Source organism: Allobosea sp. (assembly GCF_035944895.1).
Lineage (GTDB): Bacteria > Pseudomonadota > Alphaproteobacteria > Rhizobiales > Beijerinckiaceae > Allobosea.
In genome coordinates this window covers 583,637-605,200 of the sequence record NZ_DASZAT010000005.1, presented here as the reverse complement: position 1 = coordinate 605,200, position 21,564 = coordinate 583,637, and the positions used below count along the sequence as shown (strand labels likewise).

Below are 21,564 nucleotides of genomic sequence, written 5' to 3'. Positions count from 1 at the left end.
TGTCTCCTTGGGCCTGCGGTCGTCCTGAAAGCGGAACCGACAATCTAGTCACGTCTGTGCCCGCATTGAATGGGCAGTTGGCCTCAATGGAAATCGCGGGATTTCGGCAGGATCCGGACATTGCGGGGATGGCGCGCCCGCGGGATCTGCGGATGCTGGAACTCGTCGGCGCGAGTCAGCACGATCTCGGCGCGATGGGTATCGGAGAGGCTGAGCAATTCGGCCGAGCGATCGACGACGCGCTTCGCCATCAGGTGGACGACGCCCTCCGGGCTCTTCTGCACCCTGCCCTCGACCAGCAGCAGCCGCGCCGCCATGACCTCGCGACGGAAGCGCTCGAAATCGCGGGCCCAGAGCACGACATTGGTGATATCGGTCTCGTCCTCCAGCGTGATGAAGATGGCATTGCCCTTGCCGGGACGCTGGCGCACCAGCACGACGCCGGCGACGCTCGCCCAGGTACCGTCGCGCATCGCTGACATCTGCTCGCAGCTGGCGACGCGCTCGCGGGCGAATCGGGGCCGCAGCAGGCCCATCGGATGACCCTTCAACGAGAGCCGCGCCGTCTGGTAGTCGGCGACGACATGTTCGGCGAGCGGCATAGCAGGCAGTGCAGCGGCCTGCTCAGCACCGAGCTCACGCGCCTGCGCCGCCTCGAACAATGGCAGCGCCTCGTCATCCGGCAGGCGGCGCACCGCCCAGAGCGCCTCGCGCCGGTCGAGCCCGAGCGAGCGGAAAGCGTCGGCATCGGCGAGCAGGCGCATGGCACGGGCCGGCAAGCGAGCACGGCGGACGAGTTCCTCGACATCGTGGTAACCCTCGGCGCGCGCGGCAACGAGGCGCTCCGCCCAGTCTTCCTTGAAGCTGTCGAGCTGGCGCAGGCCGAGGCGCAGCGCCCAGGGGCTTTTCCAACCCGGACCTCCCGGCTCCAGCAGATTGTCCCAGGCGCTGGAATTGACGTCGATCGGCCGCGGCTCGACGCCGCCATTCTCCTGCGCCTCCCGGACGATCTGGGCCGGAGCGTAGAAGCCCATCGGCTGCGAATTCAGCAGTGCCACAGCGAAGATCGCCGGGTAATGGCATTTCAGCCAGGAGGAGACATAGACCAGCTTGGCGAAGGAGGCGGCATGGCTCTCGGGAAAGCCATAGCTGCCGAAGCCCTTGATCTGCTCGAAGCAGCGCTGGGCGAAATCGCGCTCATAGCCGCGCGTCACCATGCGCTCGACCATCATCGCCTCATACTGGCCGATGGTGCCGACATTGCGGAAGGTCGCCATCGCCTTGCGCAGCCCGTTGGCTTCGATGTCGCTGAACTTCGCCGCGACCATGGCCAGCCGCATCGCCTGCTCCTGAAAGAGCGGGACGCCCTCCGTCTTGTTGAGCACCTCATAGAGTTCATCGGGCGGGCCGTGCTCCGGCGAGGGCGACGGATAGGTGACGTCCTCGATCTTGGCGCGCCGCTTCAGATAGGGATGGACCATGTTGCCCTGGATCGGGCCGGGGCGGACGATCGCGACCTGGATGACGAGATCGTAGAGCTTTCGCGGCTTCAGGCGCGGCAGCATGTTGATCTGCGCCCGGCTCTCGACCTGGAAGACGCCGAGGGACTTGCCCTCGCAGAGCATGTCGTAGGTCTCGTCATTATCCTGCGGGACATCGGCCAGTCCGAAATCCTCGCCCTCATGCTGGCGCAGCAAATCGAAGGCTTTGCGGATGCAGGTCAACATGCCCAGAGCAAGCACATCGACCTTCATCAGGCGCAACGCATCGATATCGTCGCGGTCCCATTCGATGAAGGTGCGCTTCTCCATCGCGGCATTGCCGATCGGCACCGTCTCGTCGAGGCGCCCGCGCATCAGCACGAAACCACCGACATGCTGCGAGAGATGGCGTGGGAAACCGAGCAGGCGCACGGCAAACCGCACGGCCCGAGCGATCACCGGATTGTCGGGATCGAGCCCCGCCTGGCGGATCTGGTTGCGGGTGATGCCCGAGCCCCAGCTACCCCATTGTGTCGAGGCGAGGCGAGTGGTGACGTCCTCGGTCAGCCCCAGCGCCTTGCCGGCCTCGCGCATGGCGCTGCGCGGCCGGTAATGGATCACGGTCGCAGCGATGCCGGCGCGCTCGCGGCCATAGGTCTTGTAGATCCACTGGATCACCTCCTCGCGCCGCTCATGCTCGAAATCGACATCGATATCGGGTGGTTCGCGCCGCTCGGTCGAGATGAAGCGCTCGAACAGCACGTCGCTCTCGGCCGGGTCTACCGCCGTGATCCCGAGCACATAACAGACAGCAGAATTTGCTGCTGAACCGCGCCCTTGGCAGAGAATGCCGCGACTTTCGGCGAATTCGACGATCTGACGGATGGTGAGGAAGTAACGAGCGTAATCGAGTTTTGCGATCAGCGCGAGCTCCTGAACCAGCAGCTTCTGGACCTTCTCCGACACACCGTTGGGATACCGAATTTCGCAGCAGCGACGGACGAGTTCCTCCAACCACCCCTGCGGCGTCCAGCCCGGTGGAATGGGTTCGTCCGGGTATTCGTATTCCAGCTCGCCAAGGTCGAATTCAATACGGCCGAAGAGATGCTGGATCTCCTCGATCGCCTCCGGCGCCTCCCTGAAGAGCCTCGTCATCTCCTGCGGCGGCTTGAGGTGGCGCTCAGCATTGGCCTCGAGCAGGCGGCCGGCCTTGTCGATCGTGGTGCCCTCGCGGATGCAGGTCAGCAGGTCCTGCAGGTCGCGCTGCTCGGGCGCGTCGTAGAGCACGTCATTGGTCGCGATCAGCGGGGTGCGGGTCGGCGCCGCGATCGCCTTCAGCCGGGCAAGGCGACGGCGATCATCGCCGCGACGCGACATGGTGGCCGCGAGCCAGACCGCGCCCGGCGCGGCGGCATCGAGCCGGGTGAGGATTTCCGGCAAGCCGTCGAGCCGGCGCTCTGGCATGACGATCAGCAGGAGGTCGCGGGCATCGTTCAGGAGGTCGTCGAGGCAAAGGATGCACTCGCCCTTGGCTCCGCGCAGATTGCCTGATGTCAGCAGGCGGCAGAGCCGGCCCCAGCCAGCGCGATTGGCGGGATAGGCGACGATGTCGGGCGTGCCGTCGGCGAAGACGAGGCGGCTGCCGGTGACGAGCTTGAACGCCTGCGCCTTCGCCTGGAGCCATTCCGCGGTAAAAGGGAGGTCTGCGAAAGCCGGGTTCTCGACCCAGATATATTCGCCGGGACTGCCGCCCTGACGCAGCTTCTCCCGCGGTGGCAGTCCGTCCTCGCGCAGATCACGGAGCGCGCTCCAGGCCCGCACCACGCCGGCGACCGTGTTGCGGTCGGCGATACCGAGGCCCGCCTGGCCGAGCAGCAACGCGGTCATCACCAGGTTCGGCCCCGGCGAGGCACCGCGCAGGAAGGAGAAGTTCGTCGCGGCGACGGGTTCGGCATAAGTCGTCATGCGAACAGCCCGTGCAGATACCAGCGCGGCGCGGTCGTCTCGCGGCCATAAAGGCCGGCGCGGAAGAGCCAGAAGCGGCGGCCCTGCGCATCCTCGACGCGGTAATAGTCGCGGGTGTGCTCGCCGGGCCCGTCGCGCCACCAGTCCGGCGCGATCCGCTCCGGCCCCTCGGCCCGGGCGATCTCGTGCAGCACGCGCCGCCAGCGAAAGCGCAAGGGCGGTCCATCAGGCACCTCGGCCAGGGTCTCGACCGGCTGCGGCGGCTCGAACAGCTGGAGCGGGCGGGCCGGCGGCTCGTCCGGCTGGGCGGCGGGCCATAGCGTCTCGTCCGCCTTGCGGGCCGCAACCGGCACCAGCACAGCCTCGCGCTCGGGCTGATGGCTGTCCTGCGCGACGAAGCGCAGCACGCGTTCGCGGCCGAAGCGGGCGACCAGCCGGTCGACCAGGTCGGCGACCGCCTCTTCCTCGACGGCGCGCCCGTCGAGGCTCGCTTGCGGCGTGCCGAGCGGCTCGCAGACCGGCACGGCCAGCCTGATCGCGTCATAGCCGAAGCCGGGATCGAGTGGGTCGGCCAGGCTGTCGATGCGCTCGCGATAGAGACGCAGGATCGCGGCGACGTCACGCGAGGGCCGGCCGGTCTCCAGCGCGAGGCGACGCACCGCGCCATCGCTGCGGAAGAAGCTGATCTCGAAGGCGCGCCCGCCCTCGCCGCGCGCCTCGAGCAGGCGCCCAGCCTCGCCGAGCAGCCGGGCGACGATCTCCTCGAGCCCGTCGGTATCCTGCAAGGGATCGGGGAAATGCCGCTCGACCACGCAATCGGGCGGCGGCCGCAAGGGCGTGATCCGGGCATCCTCATGGCCGAGGATGCGGCGCAGTTTCGTAACCAGCGCCTCGCCGAAGCGGGCGGCAAGCGTGTGCGAGGGACGGCCAGCGAGATCGCCCAATGTCTTCAGCCCGGCGCGCGACAAGGCGATCACCGTCTCCGGCGAAGCCTCCAGCGCGGAGACCAATAACGGCAGCGTCCGCTGCTCATCCTCGCCGGGAAGCGAGATGGCGCAGCGGCCGAAGCGGGAGAGCGCGCGGGCAGCTTCCGGTGTGCCGGCGATGCTGGCGAAGACGGTGAGGCCGAGCCAATCCATGCTGCGGCCGACACGCTGGCGCAGGGCCGCCTCGCCGCCGAAAAGATGAGCGCAGCCGGTGATGTCGAGCACCAGCCCATGCGGCGGATCGAGCGCGACGAGCGGGGTGAAACGGTCGCAGAGCGCGGCGAGCCATTCGACCAGGCGCTGGTCGGCAGCGGGATCGGCCTCGACCACCGTCAACTCCGGGATGCGGGCGCGGGCGTCGGCCAGCGTCAACCCTCGGGTCAGGCCGAGCCCGACGGCGCGCTTGTCGCAATCAGCGAGACGCAGCGCGCCACGATCCTTCTCGACCAGGACGAGCGGGCGCTCATCCGGCCCGGCGGAGTTCCGCCGGCGCAGGCGCTCGCTCGCCAGATAGGGAAACCAGAGGGCGAGATAGCGGCGCTGCATCTCCCGCTCCATTTTTGCTGCCTCCCTCGCTCCCGATCCTGTCCCGGAAACATCGTTCGTCACGGCTCCACTCCACACGCCACTCACGCTCACCAAGGCCGCCGCGATGGCGCAGCAGCCGCAATCCGAAAGCGGGATCGCCCGGCGCCTCCGCCTCCCGCGCCCGCGACGGCAAGGCGCGCACCTGCCAGCGCGTGCTGGCGGCGCTGGGCTCCGGCTGCGCCGCTACCCGCAACAGCAGGGTCAGGACGCCAGAGGTCTCCGCCGCCAAAGCGAGGCGCCGGCTGGCGGTCAGGTCGAACTGGCGCGGCGCGCCCCAGGGCTCGATCAGGGTCGCTCCGAGTGCGGCGCAGCGCGCCGCCTCTGCGCCTGCCCGCAACGCCCCCTCGCCATCCCGGACTCTGACCAGGAGGATCTGCGCGGGATCGAGCCCGAGCTCGGCCAGGCCCGGCGGGTGCAACCGCCCGGCCTCGGCGTCGAGGAAATCCTGCCGGACCCAGAGCACTGGTCGCGAGCCGGCAGCGCGTAAAGCCAGCGCCGCGGCGAGCCCCGTCGCGGCAGGCAGGTCGGCACCGGCCGAGGCGTAGACCTCATGCAAAGCGGCGCGCGCGAGGCCGCCGCCCAAAGGCTCGTCCAGCGAGGGCGATCCGAACGCGACCCGCTCCACCGGCGCAAGCTCGCGCGCCAGCCCCGCCAGAGCGAGGCTCTGCCGCAGGACAGCCAGGGAGTGGGTGGATGCATTGGCCATAGGAGCATATGTTCACTTTTTGTTCCAGACATAAAGCGACTCCAAACCGCTCCGGAGTCAAGCCCGCATCCGCTCCCGCTTGCCTACGGGCGCCTCGCTGCTGTCATATCAGGGCAAATCGGATCGCTTATCAGCCCCGCAGCCGCCCGCCTCGCGGCCTCGCCTGGAGACCGCCATGAGTTCGGGACTGTTCGCCCTTCTCGACGACGTCGCCGCCTTGGCCAAGGTCGCCGCGGCCGCGCTCGACGATGCCGCCGCGCAAGCGACCAAGGCCGGCGCCAAGGCAGCCGGTATCGTCATCGACGATGCCGCGGTGACGCCGCGCTACGCGGTCGGCTTCGCGGCGGAGCGCGAATTGCCGATCATCTGGAAGATCGCGCTCGGCTCGCTCAAGAACAAGCTGCTCTTCCTCTTGCCGGCGGCGCTGGTGCTCAGCCTGGTCGCCCCCTGGGCGATCACCCCGCTGCTGATGGCGGGCGGCGCCTATCTCTGCTTCGAGGGCTTCGAGAAGGTCTATGAGCTCGTCGTGCCGCATGCGCATCACGACGAGGCCGTCGGCGAGGGTGGCACCGACATTCTCGACTCCCGGGAACTCGAAGACCAGAAGATCGCCGGCGCGATCAAGACCGACTTCATTCTCTCGGCCGAGATCATGGCGATCACGCTCTCCGGCGTCACCGCCTCCTCCTTCTGGATGCAGGCGCTGGTGCTGGCTGTGGTCGGCCTCGGCATGACCGTGCTGGTCTATGGCGTCGTCGCCCTGATCGTGAAGGCGGACGATGCCGGCGTCGCACTCGCACGCAGCGGCATCCTCCCGGTCCGGCTCCTCGGCCGCGGCCTCGTCAGCGGCATGCCGCCCTTCCTCAAGCTGCTGAGCGCGATCGGCACGGCGGCGATGCTCTGGGTCGGCGGCGGCATCATCATCCACGGCCTCGCCGGCTATGGGCTCGCCGGGATCGAGCATGTCATTCACGATGTCGCCATCACGGTCGGGCGCGCCTGGCCGGCGCTCACAGGCGTGCTCGAATGGCTGACCACCGCCGCAGCCTCCGCCGTCTTCGGACTCATCGTCGGCGGGATCTGCCTTGTCGGCATGCATTTCGTGGTCGAACCGATGCTGAGGGCACGCCGCGGCAGCGGCACGAAGACTGCCCCTGCGGAAGCGGAGCGGCATTAGACGCCATCCAAGCGCAGGCCCTATGCGCCCATGGCAGCCGCGCGCCTTGCTGAAATCTGCTAGCGCGATCGCACAGGCCCGCCAGGCGGGCGACCGGTCCGTTCATGCTGCAGTTCCTCGCCACCAGCACGCCCTTCTTCGCGGTGATCGCGCTCGGCGCCTTCACCGCCTGGCGCGGCATGTTCGCGGCCGACACGGTCAGGGTGTTCAACACCTTCGCTTTCATGGTGGCGACGCCGGCGATGGTGCTGCGGGTGATGTCGCGCCAGCCTATCGCGGAATTGTGGAACGCCGTCTTCTTCGCGGCGCTCGCGCTGATCGGGGTCGCGGTGCTCGCCCTCGCCATCGCGGTGCAGCGGCGCCTGCTCGGCCTGCCCTTCACCAATGCCGTGTCGCGGGGCCAAGCACTGGTCGGCGGCAATTTCGCCTTCCTCGGCATCCCGCTGATGCTCGCCTTCCTCGGCGACGGCGCCGCGGCGCCGATCGCGATCGGCCTGATCTGCGACACCGCCCTGATCGTGCCGCTCTCGATCGGATTGATCGAGGCCGGACGCGGCCGGGGTTCGCCGCTGGCGATCGCGCTCCGGCTCCTCCGGGGTACGATCGTCAACCCATTCATGCTCTCGATCATGGCCGGCATCGCCCTGTCGCTGAGCGGGGTCGCGCTGCCGGAACCGGTCGAGCGGTTCCTGCTCTTCCTCGGCGCCTCGGCGGCGCCGGTCGGCGTCTTCGCGCTCGGCATCGCCGCCTTCCAGTGGAGCCGGCAGGGCAGGCTGCCTTTGCGCGGCGTCCTGCCACTGGTCGTCGGCAAGCTCGTCCTGCATCCCCTGCTGACCTGGGTGGTTCTGGCGCTGGTGCTGAAGCTCGATCCGTTCTGGGTCCAGGCCGGCGTGCTCTATGCAGCGCTGCCGATCGCGGCCAATGTCTTCGTCATTTCCGAACGCTTCGACACCGGCAGCCGCCCGATCGCGGCGGCGATCGTGATTTCGACTGCCGCAGCCGCCCTCACCTTCCCCCTCGCGATCTGGCTGATCTCGCCCTGATCGTCTGCCCGGAGACGTCCATGCCCAGCCAGCTCTTCCAGCCTTTCGACCTCGGCGGCCTGCACCTTTCGAACCGCATCGTGATCGCGCCGATGTGCCAGTATTCGGCCGAGGAGGGCTCGGCGACGGACTGGCACCTGATCCATCTCGGCAATCTCTCCCTGTCGGGTGCCGGACTGCTGATCATCGAGGCGACGGCGGTCGAGCCGGAGGGGCGGATCAGCCCGGACGATCTCGGCCTGTGGAGCGATGCGAACGAGGCGGCACTGGCGCGCGTGCTCGACGCCATCCGCCGCCACTCCGACATGCCGATCGGCATCCAGCTCGGCCATGCCGGCCGCAAGGCCTCGGTCCATTCGCCCTGGACCGGCGGCGGGCTGCGCCCGCTCGAGGATCGCGGCTGGCAGACGCTCGCGCCCTCGGCCTTGCCGATGCAGGCCAAGGACCGGCCGCCGCTGCCGATCGATTCAGCCGGGTTGAAGCGGATCCGTGAGGCCTTCGTCGCAACGGCGCGCCGGGCGGTGCGGCTCGGCCTGCAGGCGATCGAGCTGCATTGCGCCCATGGCTATCTGCTACACCAGTTCCTGTCGCCACTGGCGAACCAGCGCGACGACGCCTATGGCGGCTCGCTGGAGAACCGCATGCGCTTTCCGCTCGAGGTCTTCGACGCGGTGCGCGAGGCGGTCCCGGCCACGATCCCGGTCGGCGTACGTGTCTCCGGGACCGACTGGGTCGAGGGCGGCTGGGACATCGGCCAGACCATCGCCTTCTCGCAGGCGCTGAAGGCGCGCGGCGTCAGCTTCATCCACGTTTCCAGCGGCGGCGTCTCGGCCGCGCAGAAGATCGCGCTGTCGCCGGGCTATCAGGTGCCGCTGGCAAGGGCGGTGAAGGCGGCGACGGACGTGCCGACCATCGCCGTCGGCCTGATCACGGATTACGAGCATGCCGAGGCGGTGGTCGCCGGCGGCGATGCCGACATGGTCGCGCTGGCGCGCGGCATCCTCTACGAGCCGCGCTGGCCATGGCATGCTGCCGCCCATCTCGGCGCCAGCGTCAAGGCGCCGAAACAGTATCTGCGCTCGCAGCCGAGCCGGTTCCGGACGCTGTTCGAGAGCTGAGCAGTCGACCCACAAGGTTAGTCATCCCGGACGAGCGGCGAAGCCGCGCTGATCCGGGATCCATTCCGGAGCCTTTCCGAAAGAGGCTCAGGCATGGATCCCGGGTCTCCCTTCGGTCGCCCGGGATGACTTGAAAAGAGTTTGAATGCGGGAGCCGGGCTCAATCGCCCGGCTGCGTGCCCTCATAGCCCTCGATGATGACCAGATCGACCGGGCCGACCTTGGCGAGGTGCTGCACCGCCGCCTGATACTCAGGCGAGTCATAGCAGGCCCGCGCCGTCTCGACATCCTTGAACTCGATGACGACGTTGTGCTTGCGGCCCTCGCCGCGGGCGAGCTTGTACTCGCCGCCGCGGACGACGAACCTGGCGCCGTATTTGGCGAAGGCGATGGCGTTGAGCGAGCGGTAGGTGGCGTATTCCGACTCGTTCTGCACGTCGACGCGGGCGATCCAGTAGCCTTTCGCCATGCTCACGCCCCCTCGACCGCGATCAGGTCGATCTCGCCGGCGCCCTCGCGCAGCTTGCGCGCCTCGCCATACTCGACCGAGAACAGATAGGCCTTGGCCGCCGCGTAATCGGGGAATTCGAGGACGACGTTGCGGGCCCGGCCCTCGCCTTCACCGACCGACATCTGGCCGCCGCGCACCAAAGGCGTGCCGCCATATTGCTTGATCACCTCGGAGGCCTTGGCAGCGTAGACCGCCCATTGCGTCGCATTGGTCACCTTGGCGCGACCGATCACATATCCCTTGGGCATTGCCGTGTCCGTATCCGATGGAAAGGAGCGGCAGACTAAGCGGCGCTCGCGATCTCGTCCATGACCGCGGCGGCCGCTGCACGCGGGTCTGCCGCGCGGATGATGGGACGCCCGACGACGAGATGGTCGGCGCCGGCGCGGATCGCCTCGGCCGGGGTGAGCGTGCGCTTCTGGTCGCCGGCGGCGCTGCCGGCCGGGCGGATGCCGGGGGTGACGATCGCCATGTCGGGGCCGATGACATCGCGGACGATCTCGGTCTCGGCGGCAGAGCAGACGATGCCGTCGACGCCGGCGGTGCGGGCCTGCTGGGCGCGCATGCGCACGAGATCGCGCACCGCGAGCCCGTAGCCGGCATCCTTGAGGTCGCCATCGTCATAGGAGGTTAAAGCGGTGACGGCGAGCAGCTTCAGCGCCGCCTCGCCGCGGCCCTCGACCGCGCCGCGCATGGTCTGCGGATAAGCGTGCACGGTGAGGAAGGTGACGCCGAGCTTGGTCAGCGACTCCACGCCCTCGGTGACGGTATTGCCGATGTCGTGCAGCTTGAGATCGAGAAAAACCTTCTTGCCCTCGGTGACGAGCTGGCGAGCGAGATCGAGTCCGCCGGCGAAGGCAAGCCGATAACCGATCTTGTAGAAGCTCGCACCGTCGCCGAGCGTCGAGACGATGCGATAGGCGTCCCAGACCGTCGGCACGTCGAGCGCGACGATCATGCGGTCCCGGAGATCGTTGATCTTCTGCGTCATCGCCCTGCCCTCCACCTGCTCTTGGGTGAAAGGCACAATTCGAGCTGCGGCGCAAGGATTATCTCAGTTTTGAGACAGATCTTTTTTTCGATCCCACAGCGGATGCGCTGCAGAACGCCTCACTCATCCTCGTCGCCCTGCTGCCGGCCCGCCAGCACCTGCGCAAACACCTGCGTCCAGACCTCCGGCGGCTGGGCGCCGGAGACGGCGAGCTTGCCGTCGACGATGAAGAAGGGCACGCCGGTGACGCCGACCTTTTGGGCATGCGCCTCAAGTCCGATAATGGTCTCGCGCAACTCGTCATTGGCGAGTTCGTCGCGCGCCGCCTGCTCGTCGAAGCCCTGCTCGACGGCGATCGCGACCAGCGTCTCGAAGTCGCCGATGTCGCGCCCATCCTGCCAATAGGCCTTGAACAGCGCCGCGGTCATCTCGCCGCCGCGCTGCACGGTCGCAGCAGCGGCGACCAGCATATGCGCCATGCGGGTGTTGACGCTTTTCGTGACCTTCGCCCAGTTGAAGGTGACGCCGCTCTCCAGCGCCGCCTCGGACAGGCGCAGTTCGATCTCGCGGCGCTTGCCCGGGCCGAACTTGCCATCGAGATAGGCTGTGCGGTCCATGCCCTCGGCCGGCATCTCCGGATTGAGCTCATAGGGCAGCCAGGTGATGGCCACGCGCTCGGTGAGATTGTGGTTGGCGAGCGCGGTCTCGAGCCGGGTCTTGCCGATGAAGCACCAGGGGCAGGCGATGTCGGAGACGATCGCGAGCGGCAGCTTGTCGGGCGCGGAGGGGGTCAGCATGGCCTTTGATCCTTCGCGGAACGCCGCGGCGAGGCTTACGTCAGGCCGGCGGATAGGCGTGGAGGTCGCCATGGCGATCCTCCGCGAAGCCTTGCGCGCCGGGCGTCTCGCAGCCCGAAAGGAAGGCGGGTCCGACCGGAATCTTGCCGGCCCCGCCGGGGATGTCGAGGATATAGGTCGGCTGGCACAGGCCGGAAAGGTTGCCGCGCAGGCTTTTGACCAGCGCCTGCCCTTCCGCCAGCGAGAGCCGGAAATGCGAGGTGCCCGGCGCGAGATCGGGATGGTGCAGGTAATAGGGCTTGACCCGGTTCTCGACGAAGGCGCGCATCAGCGCCGACAGCGTCGCGACATCGGCGTTGACGCCCTTGAGCAGCACGCTCTGGCTGATCAGGACATGGCCGGCATCGGCGAGGCGCGCCAGCGCTGCCTTCGAATCCGCGGTGAACTCGCGTGGATGGTTGGCGTGGACGGCGATGTAGCTCGCCTTGCCGGGGATGCGCAGCGCGCGGGCATAGTCCTCGGTGATACGCTCGGGCTGGACCATCGGCACGCGCGTATGCCAGCGCGCCACCTTGATATGCCGGATCGCGGCGAGGCGCTTCGCCACCTCGCGCACGCGCCGGGCGGAGAGGATCAACGGGTCGCCGCCAGTCATGATCACCTCCCAGATTTCCGGGTGGGAGGTCAGATAGGCGAGCGCAGCGTCGAGCTTGTCGCCGGTCAGGGCATCGCCGCCGGGGCCGACCATTTCGCGGCGGAAGCAGAAGCGGCAATAGACCGGGCAGGCATGGACGAGCTTGAGCAAGGCCCGGTCAGGATAGCGATGGACCACGCCCTCGACCGGCGAGTGCGCCTCATCGCCGATCGGGTCGGCGAGCTCTTCCGGCAGGGTCGTCAGCTCGGCCGCATCAGGAATGAACTGGCGGGCGATCGGGTCGGCCTCGTCGGCCGGATCGATCAGCGCCGCGATCGCCGGCGTCACCGAAACGGCATAGCGCTTCGCCACCTCTGCCAGCGCCTCACGCTTTCCGGGCGCGATGAGGCCACGCTCGACGAGGGCGTCGAGCGTCCTGAGCGGCTGGCCGGGCGGCTGGTGGATCGTCATCGCCCTCCCCTGCCCGGTTCCGCGACCGGCGTCCAGAGCACATCCTCGATCCGGCGCGCGCCGGTGGCGAGCATGACCAGCCGGTCGAAGCCGAGCGCGATGCCGGACGCCTGCGGCATCAGGCTGAGCGCCGCGAGGAAATCCTCGTCGATCGGATAGCGCTCGCCATAGATGCGTTGCTTCTCGTCCATGTCGGCCTCGAAACGCCGGCGCTGCTCGGCCGGATCGGTCAGCTCGCCGAAGGCGTTGGCGAGCTCGACGCCGCAGGCATAGAACTCGAAACGCTCGGCGACGCGCGGATCACCAGGCTTGGGCCGGGCCAGCGCCGCCTCAGAGATCGGGTATTCGCACAGGATGGTGGCGCGGCCGCGGCCGAGTTCAGGCTCGACCTTCTCGGAGAGGACGCGGCTGAAGACGTCGGACCAGCTGTCATCCTCGGCAAGGCGGATGCCGGCGGCCTGGGCTTGCGCAGCCAGCGCCGCACGATCGACCGCGCCATTGCCCGCGATCGTCGCCAGCAGGTCGATGCCGGCATGGCAAGCGAAGGCCTCGTGCAAGGTCACGCGCTCGGGCTCGGCGAAGGGGTCGACCTCGCTGCCGCGCCAGCGCAGCATCGTCGTGCCGGCAGCGCGGGCGGTCTCGGCCAGCAGCGCGGCGCAGTCGCGCATCAGCGCCTCATAGTCTTCCCCCGCGCGATACCACTCCAGCATGGTGAACTCTGGATGGTGCAGCGCGGTGCGCTCGCGATTGCGGAAGACCCGGGCGAAATCGAATAGGCGCGGCTCGCCGGCCGCCAGCAGCTTCTTGGCGGCGAATTCCGGCGAGGTGTGCAGATAATAGGGATAGCCGGCGCCGGCATCGTCGATCAACACCGTCGAAAAGCCGTGCAGATGCGTCTCGTTCCCCGGCGAGACCTGCAGGATCGCGGCCTCGACCTCGATGAAGTCGCGGGCTTCGAACCAGCGCCGCAGCGCCGTCTTGATCCGCCCGCGCGCGAGCAGAGCCGGGCGCCGGTCGGCATGGATGTCCGGCCGCCAGAAGGGCGGGTGGGTCTGGCTCATCACATCTCTCTGCGCCGAAAGCCATGCAAACCGGCCTGCGCGCTTCCGTTTACGTCCCGAATGCGGTAGTGGCGCGGCACAGGATTTCGCATAGCGCGCGGACAGCGCCCGCGCCAGCCAAGGAAATAGTCACGTGGTCAAGGTCATCGCCTCTTCCGTCCGCAAGGGCAACGTCCTCGAAGTCGACGGGCATCTCTGCTCGGTGCTCTCGGCCGAGAGCTTCTTCCCGGGCAAGGGCACGCCGACGACGCAGATCGACATGCGCCGTATCGCCGACGGCGTGAAGGTCACGCAGCGCTACAAGACGACCGAGCAGGTCGAGCGCGCCTATGTCGAGGATCGCGACTTCACCTATCTCTACCAGGACGGCGCGCAGTACGTCTTCATGAACCCCGAGACCTACGACCAGCTCCCGGTCGATGGCGACGTGGTCGGCGACATGGCGCCCTATCTCCAGGAAGGCATGAAGGTCACGCTCTCGGTCTTCGACGACCGAGCCGTCGCGATCGAGCTGCCGCAGCGCGTCACCCTCGAGGTCGCAGAGACCGAGCCGGTGACCAAGGGCCAGACGGCCTCCTCCTCCTACAAGCCGGCGATCCTCTCCAACGGCGTGCGTAGCGCCGTGCCGCCGCATGTCGGCGTCGGCACCCGCATCGTGGTGATGACCGCCGACGGCTCCTATGTCGAGCGCGCCAAGGACTGACACAGGCGCCCGCTGACATCGGCGGCAAAAGGCTTATATCGACGAACGCAGCGGGCCCTTTCCGGGCCCGTTTTCGTTGGTGAGGTCTTCCGATGCCGCTTTCCGCCTATGACGCCGTCTTCCCTGGTTTCATCCAGACCCTGAAGGCGCTCGACGCCATCCTCGACAAGGCAACGGCGGAGGCCTCCCAACGCAAGATCCAGGCGGAGGTGCTGCTGGCGAGCCGGCTCGCGCCGGACATGCTGTCCTTCACCCGGCAGGTTCAGCTCATGTCCGATTTCGCCAAGAACGCGGCAGCGCGGGTCAGCGGGGCGGAGAATCCCCGCTTCCCCGACGAGGAGAAGAGCTTCGAGGAGCTGAAGGCGCGGATCGCGAAAACCCTCGACTTCATCGCGTCGATCGACAAGGCGGCGCTCGATGCCGGCCTCGACAAGGACGTGACCTTCCCGCGCGGCCCCTCGGCGACCGTGACGATGAAGGGCGCCGACTACCTCACCCGCTTCGCCGTGCCGAACTTCTACTTCCACGCCACGACCGCCTACGACATCCTGCGCGAGAACGGCTTCCAGATCGGCAAGCAGGACTTTTTGAAGGGCGTGTTCGACGCTTGAGCCTTTACGCGTCATGCTCGCCCTTGTGGCGAGCATCCACGCCTTGAACACTTCATTGGAAGGAAGGCGTGGATGGTCGGGACAAGCCCGACCATGACGGCAAAGGCCGCTTCGAAACGCCGCCCGCTTCACAAATATGGCGAGCAGAGCCAGAGCATCCGGTCGAGCAGGCGCAAGGGGAAAGATCTCGCTCGCAATTCCTTCAGCGTGACCGGACGCGCCCTTCCGATCGCCGCATCGATGCGTTCCTCGATACCGCGGGCGAAGCTTTCGTCGAGCACTTCGAGATCGATCTCGAAATTCAGCCTGAGCGAGCGCGCATCGAGGTTGGACGAGCCGACATAGGCCCAGGTCCCGTCGATCGCCAGCAGCTTGGAATGGTCGAAGGAGCCGGTGGCGCGCCAGATCCGGCAGCCATCCTTCAGCACCTGGTCGAACTGCGCCCGCATGGCGCGGTCGACCAGGACGAGATTGTTGACATCGGGCACGACGATGTCGATGGCGACGCCGCGCCGCGCCGCCGTGACCAGCGCACTGATCAATTCGCGATCCGGCAGGAAATAGGGCGACATGATCCGGATTGAGGTCCGCGCCACCGAGAAGGCGCCGATCAGCAGCTTGTGGTTGGTCTCCAGGCTGGCGTCGGGGCCGGAGGCGACGGCACGCATCAGCACGGTCGGCCCCTGTGCTGCGGCCTGAGGCGTGACCGCCCAGAGATCGCCAGTGAGCTCCTCGCCGGAGGCGAAGCGCCAATCCTCGGCCGCGACGCCGAACAGATCCTCGACGACCGGCCCCTCGACCCGGAAATGCGTATCGTGCGCGGCGACGTCACCGGCGAATTCGGTGGTGAAGCCCTGGCGGATGTTCATGCCGCCGGCGAAGGCGATGCGCCCGTCGACGACCAGCAGCTTGCGGTGCGTGCGCAGGTTCGCATAGGGCAATCTCAGGCCGATGATGATGTTGCCGTTGAAGACGTCGACCGGCACGCCGCCCTTCTGCAGGTAGCCGACGATGCTCGGCACCGAATAGCGGGCACCGACAGCGTCGATCAGCACGCGCACCGCGATGCCGCGCCCATGGGCCGCGATCAGCGCGTCGGCGACACGCAGGCCGAGTGGATCGCGGTCGAAGATATAGGTTTCCAGGATGATCGAACGCTCGGCCGACGTGATCGCCGCAATCATCGCGGCATAGGCCTCGTCGCCGCTCCTCAGCACCGTGATGGCATTGCCGGTCTTGAGATGGCGGCGGGTCGCCTTGTCGCCGAGCGTCTTCAGGGCAGCGAAGCGGCGTCCGACATCGCCGGCGACCTCGGCATCCGAGACCTCGAAGGTCTGCGCCTTCGAAAGGACGCCGAATCCGTGCCGGCGCTGCGAGACGATCGAGGCGCGGCGGATACGGTTGATGCCGCCGACCGCATAGATCAGCGGCCCGATGATCGGCGAGAGCACGATGACGCCAACCCAGCCGATGGCGGCACGGACCTCGTCCTTGGTCATCGCAGCATGGCTGGCGGCGACCACGGTCAACGCCAGCGAGACGAAGCCGAGAATATGCGGCCAATAGGCGGACAGAATCTCCCACATGGCCGCGACTATCGCATGGGCAGCGAAACCGGCAACGCAGTCTGGCGCCTAAACACGTGGCCCACTTTCCTGGACCTGCCCCTTGCAATGACGGGATCACAATCCCATATCGGGGTCACGGCAATGTCGAGGGCGTTCCACCGCCCTCCGTTCCGTTGAAGACGGCCATGAACCCGAAGGCAGCGACGCCGGATGTACGCGCGCCCTTCCGGACATGGCCGTTAGCGTTTCTGGGCACCTTTCAACCGCGTCATGCTCGGGCTCGCCCCGAGCATCTCAGCCCGGATGAGGCTCCGACCGCCGCCTTCTCGTCCAGAGATTCTCGGGTCTGCGCTTCGCTCCGCCCGAGAATGACGGCACTGCTAGTGCGAATTCCCCTGCAGGAACGGATTGGTCTTGCGCTCCTCGCCGAGCGTGCTCGCCGGGCCATGGCCGGGCAGGAACTGGACGTCGTCGCCAAGCGGCAGCAGCTTGCCCTTGATCCCGCCGATCAGGTCCTTGTGGTTGCCATAGGGGAAATCGGTGCGGCCGACCGAGCCGGCGAAGACCGTGTCGCCGGCGAGCAGGAAGCGCAGGTCCTTCTGGAAGAGCGTGACATGGCCGGGCGTATGCCCCGGCACATGCTGGACGGAGAATTCGACATCCCCGACCGAGACGGTGTCGCCCTCGGCGAGCCAGCGCGTCGGGGTCACCGCCTGCACGCCGCGCATCTCGAACATCAGGCCCTGCTGCGGCAATGCGTCGAGCAGGAACTTGTCGGCCTCGTGCGGACCGATGATCGGCAGATTGAGCACGCCGGCGAGTTCGGTCGCGCCGCCGGCATGGTCGATATGGCCATGCGTCAGCCAGATCGCGACCGGCGTGACGCCGAGCTCCTTGAGCGCGCCGCGGATGCGCTCGACATCGCCGCCGGGATCGACGACCGCAGCCTCCTTGGTGCGCGTGCACCAGACGATCGAGCAGTTCTGCTGGAAAGCCGTCACCGGCACGACGGCGATGCCGAGCGGGGAGGTCACGTCGTCAGTCATTCCATCATCCCGTCATCGTTCAAATCGAACCAGCCGTGCAAACGGTAGAAGCGCCTGCACGAGTGCCATACTCCAAACGCCGCCTTGCCCAAACCCATTCGCCCGCCGCGTTCGGAAGCAAGGCGAGCCCAGCACTCATATCCATGAGGCGATCCGGGGGCAGGATGAGGCGATGCACGGATCGACACCCGGACATTTTAGCAAAAGCAGCTAAGTTTCCGGCGCAGCGATAGGGCAAGCTACCAGCCATGGCCAACGATCGAACAGAACGGGATTATCGCACCCGCGTGGCACGCGCGGTCGCGGCCATCATCGCCGACCCGATGGCCAACTTCCGTCTCGACGATCTCGCGCGCCTCGCCAACTTCTCGCCCTTTCATTTTCACCGCGTCTATGCGGGCGTCGTCGGCGAGACGGTGGCCGCCACCGTCCGCCGCGTCCGGCTGGCGCTCGCGACCCGTCTGCTGACCGGCTCTAATGAGAGCATCACGCAAGTGGCTCTGGCGGTCGGCTACGACAGCCCGCAAGCCTTCACCCGTGCCTTCCACGAGTTCACCGGGCAGCCGCCACGCGCCTTCCGGCAACAGATGAAGCAGGCGTTCGACGCTGCCGAAATGGCGCCGCTGCTCCCGGGCGACTCTACCTTGCCGGCGGTTGCGATCGTCGAGCGGCCGACACGGCAACTTCGTGCGCTGCGACACGTCGGATCGTTCGCGACCATCCCCCATACGCATCGACAGCTGCGCCTGCGCGCTGGTCCACGCACCATCTCGGAGAAATGGGGCGCCTCATTCGGCAATCCCCAACATGCCGGCCGCTTCAGATACTACGCCGCCATCGCCTCGCCCGATCCCTGGCCAGAAAACTCGGAAATCGAGACGCTGGAAATCCCCGGCGGCCGATATGCCGTGCACCGGCTGGTCGGCCCATACACCCGGATCAACGCGGCTGCACAGGCCATTTATACGAGATGGATGCCGGCCAGCGGCTATGAGCCGGACGACCGGCCGACGCTGGAGCACTATCTCGATACCTCGTCGCGCGAGATCGCCCCTGCCGCCCTGCGCACCGATCTGTTCATTCCCATCCGCAGCGCGAGCCCGCCATGACTCTCCGCCATCTCGTCTCCAGCCTTGCATTTTGCCTTGCGGCCTCGCTGGCACAGGCAACCGGCTTCAAGCCTGTCGACATTCCTGCTGAAGGAGCGCTCCAGCCGCTCAAGGGCGCGGTCTGGTACCCGTGCAATCAGCCGGTGAGCGAGGCGCGGATCGGTCCTTTTGTCATGTCTGTCAGCATGAACTGCCCTCTCGCCGGCGAGAAGCGTCCACTCATCGTGGTCTCGCACGGCAGAACCGGCAGCTTCCTCGGGCATCGCGACACGGCGCAGGTTCTCGCTGATGCCGGTTTCATCGTCGTCGCGATCAATCATCCCGGCGACACCAGCCTGGACCAGACCCGGACGCGCGAGTTCCCGATCTTCGTCGAGCGCCCGGCCGACATCAAGCGCACGATCGACTATATGCTAGACTCGTGGCCGGACGCAGCCAGGATCGATGCCGAGCGCATCGGTTTCTTCGGCTTTTCCCGCGGTGGCTATACCGGGCTCGTCGCCGTCGGCGCCAATCCACAGTTCGGCAAGCGCCTCAGACTCTGCGAGGGCAAGAGCGAACCGCTTTGCGAGCAGGTCCGCATGGGAACGCTTCCGGAACTCAGCCATGATCTGCGCATCAAGGCGGCGGTCATTGTCGATCCGCTGAGCGTCTTCTTCACGCAGGACAGCTTCAGCAATGTACGGGTGCCGGTTCAGCTCTGGGGCTCGGAACGCGGCGGCGACGGCGTCACTCCGGAAAGTATCGTGGACATAGCAGGCTGGCTGCCGACGAAGCCCGACTTCCGCCTCGCGCCCGGCTCCCAGCATTTCTCCTTCCTGCCGCCCTGCCCGGCCGAGCTGGCGCAATCGGCTGCAGAACTCTGCAGCGACCAGCCCGGTTTCGACCGGGCCGCCTTCCACACCGATTTCAACGCGCGCGTGCTCGCCTTCTTCAAGGCTGAGCTCGGCGAGCCGCCAGAGATCAGGTAGTCAGCGGCGCCCGCAGCGATTGGCGAGCAGCACGCGGTAGTCGGCGAGCGACTGGTCCATCTGGGCGACATTCTCCTCGCGCTGCCGGCCGGTCTGGCAGGTCGCGAAGACCGAGCGTGCCTTCTGCATGAAGACGACATGGTCGCGCCAGGCCGCGCATTGCGTCGCCTGGTCGGCCGTGGCGACCTGCTGCATCTTGTATTGCCGCTGGCGCATCGCCGCCTCGTTCTGGAACAGGTCACGCGTGCACGTCGCCGGAACGGGGCGCGGCTGCGCCAATGCGAGAGCAGGAGCCAGGGTCAGCAGGGCGGCGACGGCAGCACGAACGATCATCCGAGATTCAGCTCCTTGAAGAAGTCGTTGCCCTTGTCGTCGATGACGATGAAGGCCGGGAAATCCTCGACTTCGATGCGCCAGACCGCCTCCATGCCGAGCTCGGGATATTCGAGCAGCTCGACCTTGCGGATGCAGTCCTGGGCGAGGCGCGCCGCCGGGCCGCCGATCGAGCCGAGATAGAAGCCGCCATGGGCCTTGCAGGCCTCGCGGACCTGCGCGGACCGGTTGCCCTTGGCCAGCATCACCATCGAGCCGCCGAAGGACTGGAACTGGTCGACGAAGGAATCCATCCGGCCAGCCGTGGTCGGGCCGAAGGAACCGGAGGCGAAGCCCTCGGGCGTCTTGGCCGGGCCTGCATAATAGACCGGGTGATTCTTCAGATAGTCCGGCATGCCCTGGCCGTTCTCCAGCCGCTCGCGGATCTTGGCATGGGCCGAGTCGCGCGCGACGATGATCGTTCCGGTCAGCGAGAGCCGGGTCTTCACCGGGTATTGCGTCAATGTGGCGAGAATTTCGCTCATCGGCCGGTTGAGGTCGATCTTGACGACGTCACCGCCGAGCTTGGCCTCGTCGATCTCCGGCAGGTATTTCGACGGATCGGTCTCCAGCGCCTCGAGGAAGATGCCGTCTTTGGTGATCTTGCCCTTGGCCTGGCGGTCGGCCGAGCAGGAGACGCCGAGGCCGATCGGCAGCGAGGCGCCGTGGCGCGGCAGGCGGATGACGCGCACGTCATGGCAGAAATACTTGCCGCCGAACTGGGCGCCGACGCCGAGCGCCTGCGTCAGCTTGTGGACCTCCTCCTCCATTTCGAGGTCGCGGAAGGCGTGGCCGGAGGGCGAACCCTGCGTCGGCAGCGCGTCGAGATACTTGGTCGAGGCGAGCTTGACCGTCTTGAGGTTCTGCTCGGCCGAAGTGCCGCCGATGACGATGGCGAGGTGATAGGGGGGGCAGGCGGCGGTGCCGAGCGTCAGGATCTTCTCCTTCAGGAACGCCATCATCCGGTCCCTGGTCAGGAGCGAAGGCGTCGCCTGGAAGAGGAAGGTCTTGTTGGCCGAGCCGCCGCCCTTGGCGACGAAGAGGAATTTGTAGGCGTCCTCACCCTCGGCATAGATGTCGATCTGCGCCGGCAGGTTGGTCGCGGTGTTCTTCTCCTCGAACATCGAAAGCGGCGCGACCTGCGAATAGCGCAGGTTGCGCTTGAGATAGGCATCATGGACGCCCTCGCCGAGCGCCGCCTCGTCATCGCCCTCGGTCCAGACCTTGCGGCCCTTCTTGCCCATGATGATCGCCGTGCCGGTGTCCTGGCACATCGGCAGCACACCGCCGGCGGCGATGTTGGCGTTCTTCAGCAGGTCATAAGCGACGAAGCGGTCGTTTCCGGTCGCCTCGGGATCGTCGAGGATCTTGGCGAGCTGCGCGAGGTGGCCTGGACGCAGCAGATGGTTGATGTCGATGAAGGCCTGCTCGGAGAGCCGCTTGATCGCCTCGCGCGAGACGCTCAGGACCTCGCGCCCACCAAGCGTCTCGACGCTGATGCCCTCGTTGCCGAGCGAGCGGTAGGGCGTCTTGTCCTCGCCGAGGGGGAAGAGATCGACATGGGTATAGGCCATCGGCGGCACTCCGCGGTTCGAGGGCGCCGCGCACGGCGCCTCACAGCTTCGGCCGCGTCATAGCCGCTCGGGGCAAGGCCT

At 67.3% G+C, this 21,564-nt stretch carries 20 protein-coding genes; 7 read left to right on the top strand and 13 right to left on the bottom strand.

The annotated features are described in order from the left end of the window. Positions 1-83: 83 nt before the first annotated feature. From VGV58_RS05225 to VGV58_RS05215, 3 genes are read right to left on the bottom strand one after another with little or no spacing between them, the layout of a single operon-like run. Positions 84-3,446 (bottom strand): error-prone DNA polymerase, encoded by a 3,363-nt coding sequence (locus tag VGV58_RS05225; RefSeq protein ID WP_326872912.1) that lies wholly within the window; start codon positions 3,444-3,446, stop codon positions 84-86. Continuing rightward, positions 3,443-4,978: a Y-family DNA polymerase gene (locus VGV58_RS05220; RefSeq protein ID WP_326872911.1), complete on the bottom strand. Its 1,536-nt coding sequence runs from the start codon at positions 4,976-4,978 to the stop codon at positions 3,443-3,445. Before VGV58_RS05220 ends, VGV58_RS05225 begins: the two co-directional genes overlap by 4 nt. Then, positions 4,896-5,726, bottom strand: coding sequence for an ImuA family protein (locus VGV58_RS05215; RefSeq protein WP_326872910.1), 831 nt, complete (start codon positions 5,724-5,726; stop codon positions 4,896-4,898). Before VGV58_RS05215 ends, VGV58_RS05220 begins: the two co-directional genes overlap by 83 nt. Positions 5,727-5,901: 175 nt before the next feature. Here VGV58_RS05215 and VGV58_RS05210 point away from each other — a divergent pair, with 175 nt between their 5' ends. The 3 genes from VGV58_RS05210 (at position 5,902) to VGV58_RS05200 (ending at position 9,064) form a co-directional block, all read left to right on the top strand. After that, the gene (locus VGV58_RS05210) at positions 5,902-6,903 is read left to right on the top strand and encodes a DUF808 domain-containing protein (protein WP_326872909.1); all 1,002 of its coding nucleotides are present in this window, start codon (positions 5,902-5,904) and stop codon (positions 6,901-6,903) included. Between the two features lie 104 nt (positions 6,904-7,007). Further along, a complete protein-coding gene (locus tag VGV58_RS05205; protein WP_326872908.1) occupies positions 7,008-7,946 on the top strand; it encodes an AEC family transporter in 939 nt (312 codons plus the stop codon). 20 nt (positions 7,947-7,966) lie between these two features. Further along, positions 7,967-9,064 (top strand): NADH:flavin oxidoreductase/NADH oxidase, encoded by a 1,098-nt coding sequence (locus tag VGV58_RS05200; RefSeq protein WP_326872907.1) that lies wholly within the window; start codon positions 7,967-7,969, stop codon positions 9,062-9,064. A gap of 160 nt (positions 9,065-9,224) precedes the next feature. Here VGV58_RS05200 and VGV58_RS05195 read toward each other — a convergent pair whose 3' ends face one another. The 6 genes from VGV58_RS05195 to epmA all read right to left on the bottom strand — a co-directional run bounded on the left by VGV58_RS05195 (position 9,225) and on the right by epmA (position 13,529). Beyond that, a complete protein-coding gene (locus VGV58_RS05195; RefSeq protein ID WP_326872906.1) occupies positions 9,225-9,533 on the bottom strand; it encodes a DUF1330 domain-containing protein in 309 nt (102 codons plus the stop codon). 2 nt (positions 9,534-9,535) lie between these two features. Then, positions 9,536-9,823 carry a DUF1330 domain-containing protein gene (locus tag VGV58_RS05190; RefSeq protein ID WP_100962854.1) on the bottom strand — a complete coding sequence of 96 codons (288 nt, stop codon included), beginning with the start codon at positions 9,821-9,823 and terminating at the stop codon, positions 9,536-9,538. Between the two features lie 35 nt (positions 9,824-9,858). Then, positions 9,859-10,566, bottom strand: a complete 708-nt coding sequence (pyrF, locus tag VGV58_RS05185) for an orotidine-5'-phosphate decarboxylase (RefSeq protein WP_326872905.1) — start codon at positions 10,564-10,566, stop codon at positions 9,859-9,861. Positions 10,567-10,685: 119 nt separating this feature from the next. Then, on the bottom strand, positions 10,686-11,363 hold the full coding sequence (locus VGV58_RS05180) for a DsbA family oxidoreductase (protein ID WP_326872904.1): 678 nt from the start codon (positions 11,361-11,363) through the stop codon (positions 10,686-10,688). 40 nt (positions 11,364-11,403) lie between these two features. Further along, on the bottom strand, positions 11,404-12,468 hold the full coding sequence (locus VGV58_RS05175) for a lysine-2,3-aminomutase-like protein (protein WP_326872903.1): 1,065 nt from the start codon (positions 12,466-12,468) through the stop codon (positions 11,404-11,406). Next, positions 12,465-13,529 (bottom strand): EF-P lysine aminoacylase EpmA, encoded by a 1,065-nt coding sequence (gene epmA / locus VGV58_RS05170; protein WP_326872902.1) that lies wholly within the window; start codon positions 13,527-13,529, stop codon positions 12,465-12,467. The genes VGV58_RS05175 and epmA overlap by 4 nt, the downstream gene beginning before the upstream one ends. Before the next feature lie 133 nt (positions 13,530-13,662). Here epmA and efp point away from each other — a divergent pair, with 133 nt between their 5' ends. Continuing rightward, on the top strand, positions 13,663-14,232 hold the full coding sequence (efp, locus tag VGV58_RS05165; protein ID WP_326872901.1) for an elongation factor P: 570 nt from the start codon (positions 13,663-13,665) through the stop codon (positions 14,230-14,232). A 92-nt stretch (positions 14,233-14,324) separates the two neighbouring features. Then, a complete protein-coding gene (locus VGV58_RS05160) occupies positions 14,325-14,843 on the top strand; it encodes a DUF1993 domain-containing protein (protein ID WP_326872900.1) in 519 nt (172 codons plus the stop codon). Positions 14,844-14,971: 128 nt separating this feature from the next. Here the strand turns inward: VGV58_RS05160 and VGV58_RS05155 are convergent, their stop codons facing one another. Together VGV58_RS05155 and VGV58_RS05150 are read right to left on the bottom strand one after the other, a co-directional pair. Next, positions 14,972-16,429 carry a phospholipase D-like domain-containing protein gene (locus VGV58_RS05155; RefSeq protein ID WP_326872899.1) on the bottom strand — a complete coding sequence of 486 codons (1,458 nt, stop codon included), beginning with the start codon at positions 16,427-16,429 and terminating at the stop codon, positions 14,972-14,974. 362 nt (positions 16,430-16,791) lie between these two features. Then, entirely contained in the window at positions 16,792-17,457 is a 666-nt protein-coding gene (locus VGV58_RS05150) for an MBL fold metallo-hydrolase (protein WP_326872898.1), read from the bottom strand. Positions 17,458-17,705: 248 nt separating this feature from the next. Here VGV58_RS05150 and VGV58_RS05145 point away from each other — a divergent pair, with 248 nt between their 5' ends. Then, a complete protein-coding gene (locus VGV58_RS05145) occupies positions 17,706-18,566 on the top strand; it encodes an AraC family transcriptional regulator (RefSeq protein ID WP_326872897.1) in 861 nt (286 codons plus the stop codon). Continuing rightward, positions 18,563-19,537 carry an alpha/beta hydrolase family protein gene (locus VGV58_RS05140; RefSeq protein WP_326872896.1) on the top strand — a complete coding sequence of 325 codons (975 nt, stop codon included), beginning with the start codon at positions 18,563-18,565 and terminating at the stop codon, positions 19,535-19,537. Before VGV58_RS05145 ends, VGV58_RS05140 begins: the two co-directional genes overlap by 4 nt. Here the strand turns inward: VGV58_RS05140 and VGV58_RS05135 are convergent, their stop codons facing one another. Together VGV58_RS05135 and VGV58_RS05130 are read right to left on the bottom strand one after the other, a co-directional pair. Beyond that, entirely contained in the window at positions 19,538-19,870 is a 333-nt protein-coding gene (locus tag VGV58_RS05135) for a hypothetical protein (RefSeq protein ID WP_326872895.1), read from the bottom strand. Further along, positions 19,867-21,483: a fumarate hydratase gene (locus tag VGV58_RS05130; RefSeq protein WP_326872894.1), complete on the bottom strand. Its 1,617-nt coding sequence runs from the start codon at positions 21,481-21,483 to the stop codon at positions 19,867-19,869. Before VGV58_RS05130 ends, VGV58_RS05135 begins: the two co-directional genes overlap by 4 nt. Between the last annotated feature and the right edge of the window lie 81 nt (positions 21,484-21,564).

Excerpts from the sequence above, each read along its gene's own strand:
- VGV58_RS05225 (WP_326872912.1), bottom strand. The coding sequence starts at position 3,446 with ATGACGACTTATGCCGAACCCGTCGCCGCGACGAACTTCTCCTTCCTG.
- VGV58_RS05220 (WP_326872911.1), bottom strand. The coding sequence starts at position 4,978 with ATGCAGCGCCGCTATCTCGCCCTCTGGTTTCCCTATCTGGCGAGCGAG.
- VGV58_RS05215 (WP_326872910.1), bottom strand. The coding sequence starts at position 5,726 with ATGGCCAATGCATCCACCCACTCCCTGGCTGTCCTGCGGCAGAGCCTC.
- VGV58_RS05210 (WP_326872909.1), top strand. The coding sequence starts at position 5,902 with ATGAGTTCGGGACTGTTCGCCCTTCTCGACGACGTCGCCGCCTTGGCC.
- VGV58_RS05205 (WP_326872908.1), top strand. The coding sequence starts at position 7,008 with ATGCTGCAGTTCCTCGCCACCAGCACGCCCTTCTTCGCGGTGATCGCG.
- VGV58_RS05200 (WP_326872907.1), top strand. The coding sequence starts at position 7,967 with ATGCCCAGCCAGCTCTTCCAGCCTTTCGACCTCGGCGGCCTGCACCTT.
- VGV58_RS05195 (WP_326872906.1), bottom strand. The coding sequence starts at position 9,533 with ATGGCGAAAGGCTACTGGATCGCCCGCGTCGACGTGCAGAACGAGTCG.
- VGV58_RS05190 (WP_100962854.1), bottom strand. The coding sequence starts at position 9,823 with ATGCCCAAGGGATATGTGATCGGTCGCGCCAAGGTGACCAATGCGACG.
- pyrF (WP_326872905.1), bottom strand. The coding sequence starts at position 10,566 with ATGACGCAGAAGATCAACGATCTCCGGGACCGCATGATCGTCGCGCTC.
- VGV58_RS05180 (WP_326872904.1), bottom strand. The coding sequence starts at position 11,363 with ATGCTGACCCCCTCCGCGCCCGACAAGCTGCCGCTCGCGATCGTCTCC.
- VGV58_RS05175 (WP_326872903.1), bottom strand. The coding sequence starts at position 12,468 with ATGACGATCCACCAGCCGCCCGGCCAGCCGCTCAGGACGCTCGACGCC.
- epmA (WP_326872902.1), bottom strand. The coding sequence starts at position 13,529 with ATGAGCCAGACCCACCCGCCCTTCTGGCGGCCGGACATCCATGCCGAC.
- VGV58_RS05160 (WP_326872900.1), top strand. The coding sequence starts at position 14,325 with ATGCCGCTTTCCGCCTATGACGCCGTCTTCCCTGGTTTCATCCAGACC.
- VGV58_RS05155 (WP_326872899.1), bottom strand. The coding sequence starts at position 16,429 with ATGTGGGAGATTCTGTCCGCCTATTGGCCGCATATTCTCGGCTTCGTC.
- VGV58_RS05150 (WP_326872898.1), bottom strand. The coding sequence starts at position 17,457 with ATGACTGACGACGTGACCTCCCCGCTCGGCATCGCCGTCGTGCCGGTG.
- VGV58_RS05145 (WP_326872897.1), top strand. The coding sequence starts at position 17,706 with ATGGCCAACGATCGAACAGAACGGGATTATCGCACCCGCGTGGCACGC.
- VGV58_RS05140 (WP_326872896.1), top strand. The coding sequence starts at position 18,563 with ATGACTCTCCGCCATCTCGTCTCCAGCCTTGCATTTTGCCTTGCGGCC.
- VGV58_RS05135 (WP_326872895.1), bottom strand. The coding sequence starts at position 19,870 with ATGATCGTTCGTGCTGCCGTCGCCGCCCTGCTGACCCTGGCTCCTGCT.
- VGV58_RS05130 (WP_326872894.1), bottom strand. The coding sequence starts at position 21,483 with ATGGCCTATACCCATGTCGATCTCTTCCCCCTCGGCGAGGACAAGACG.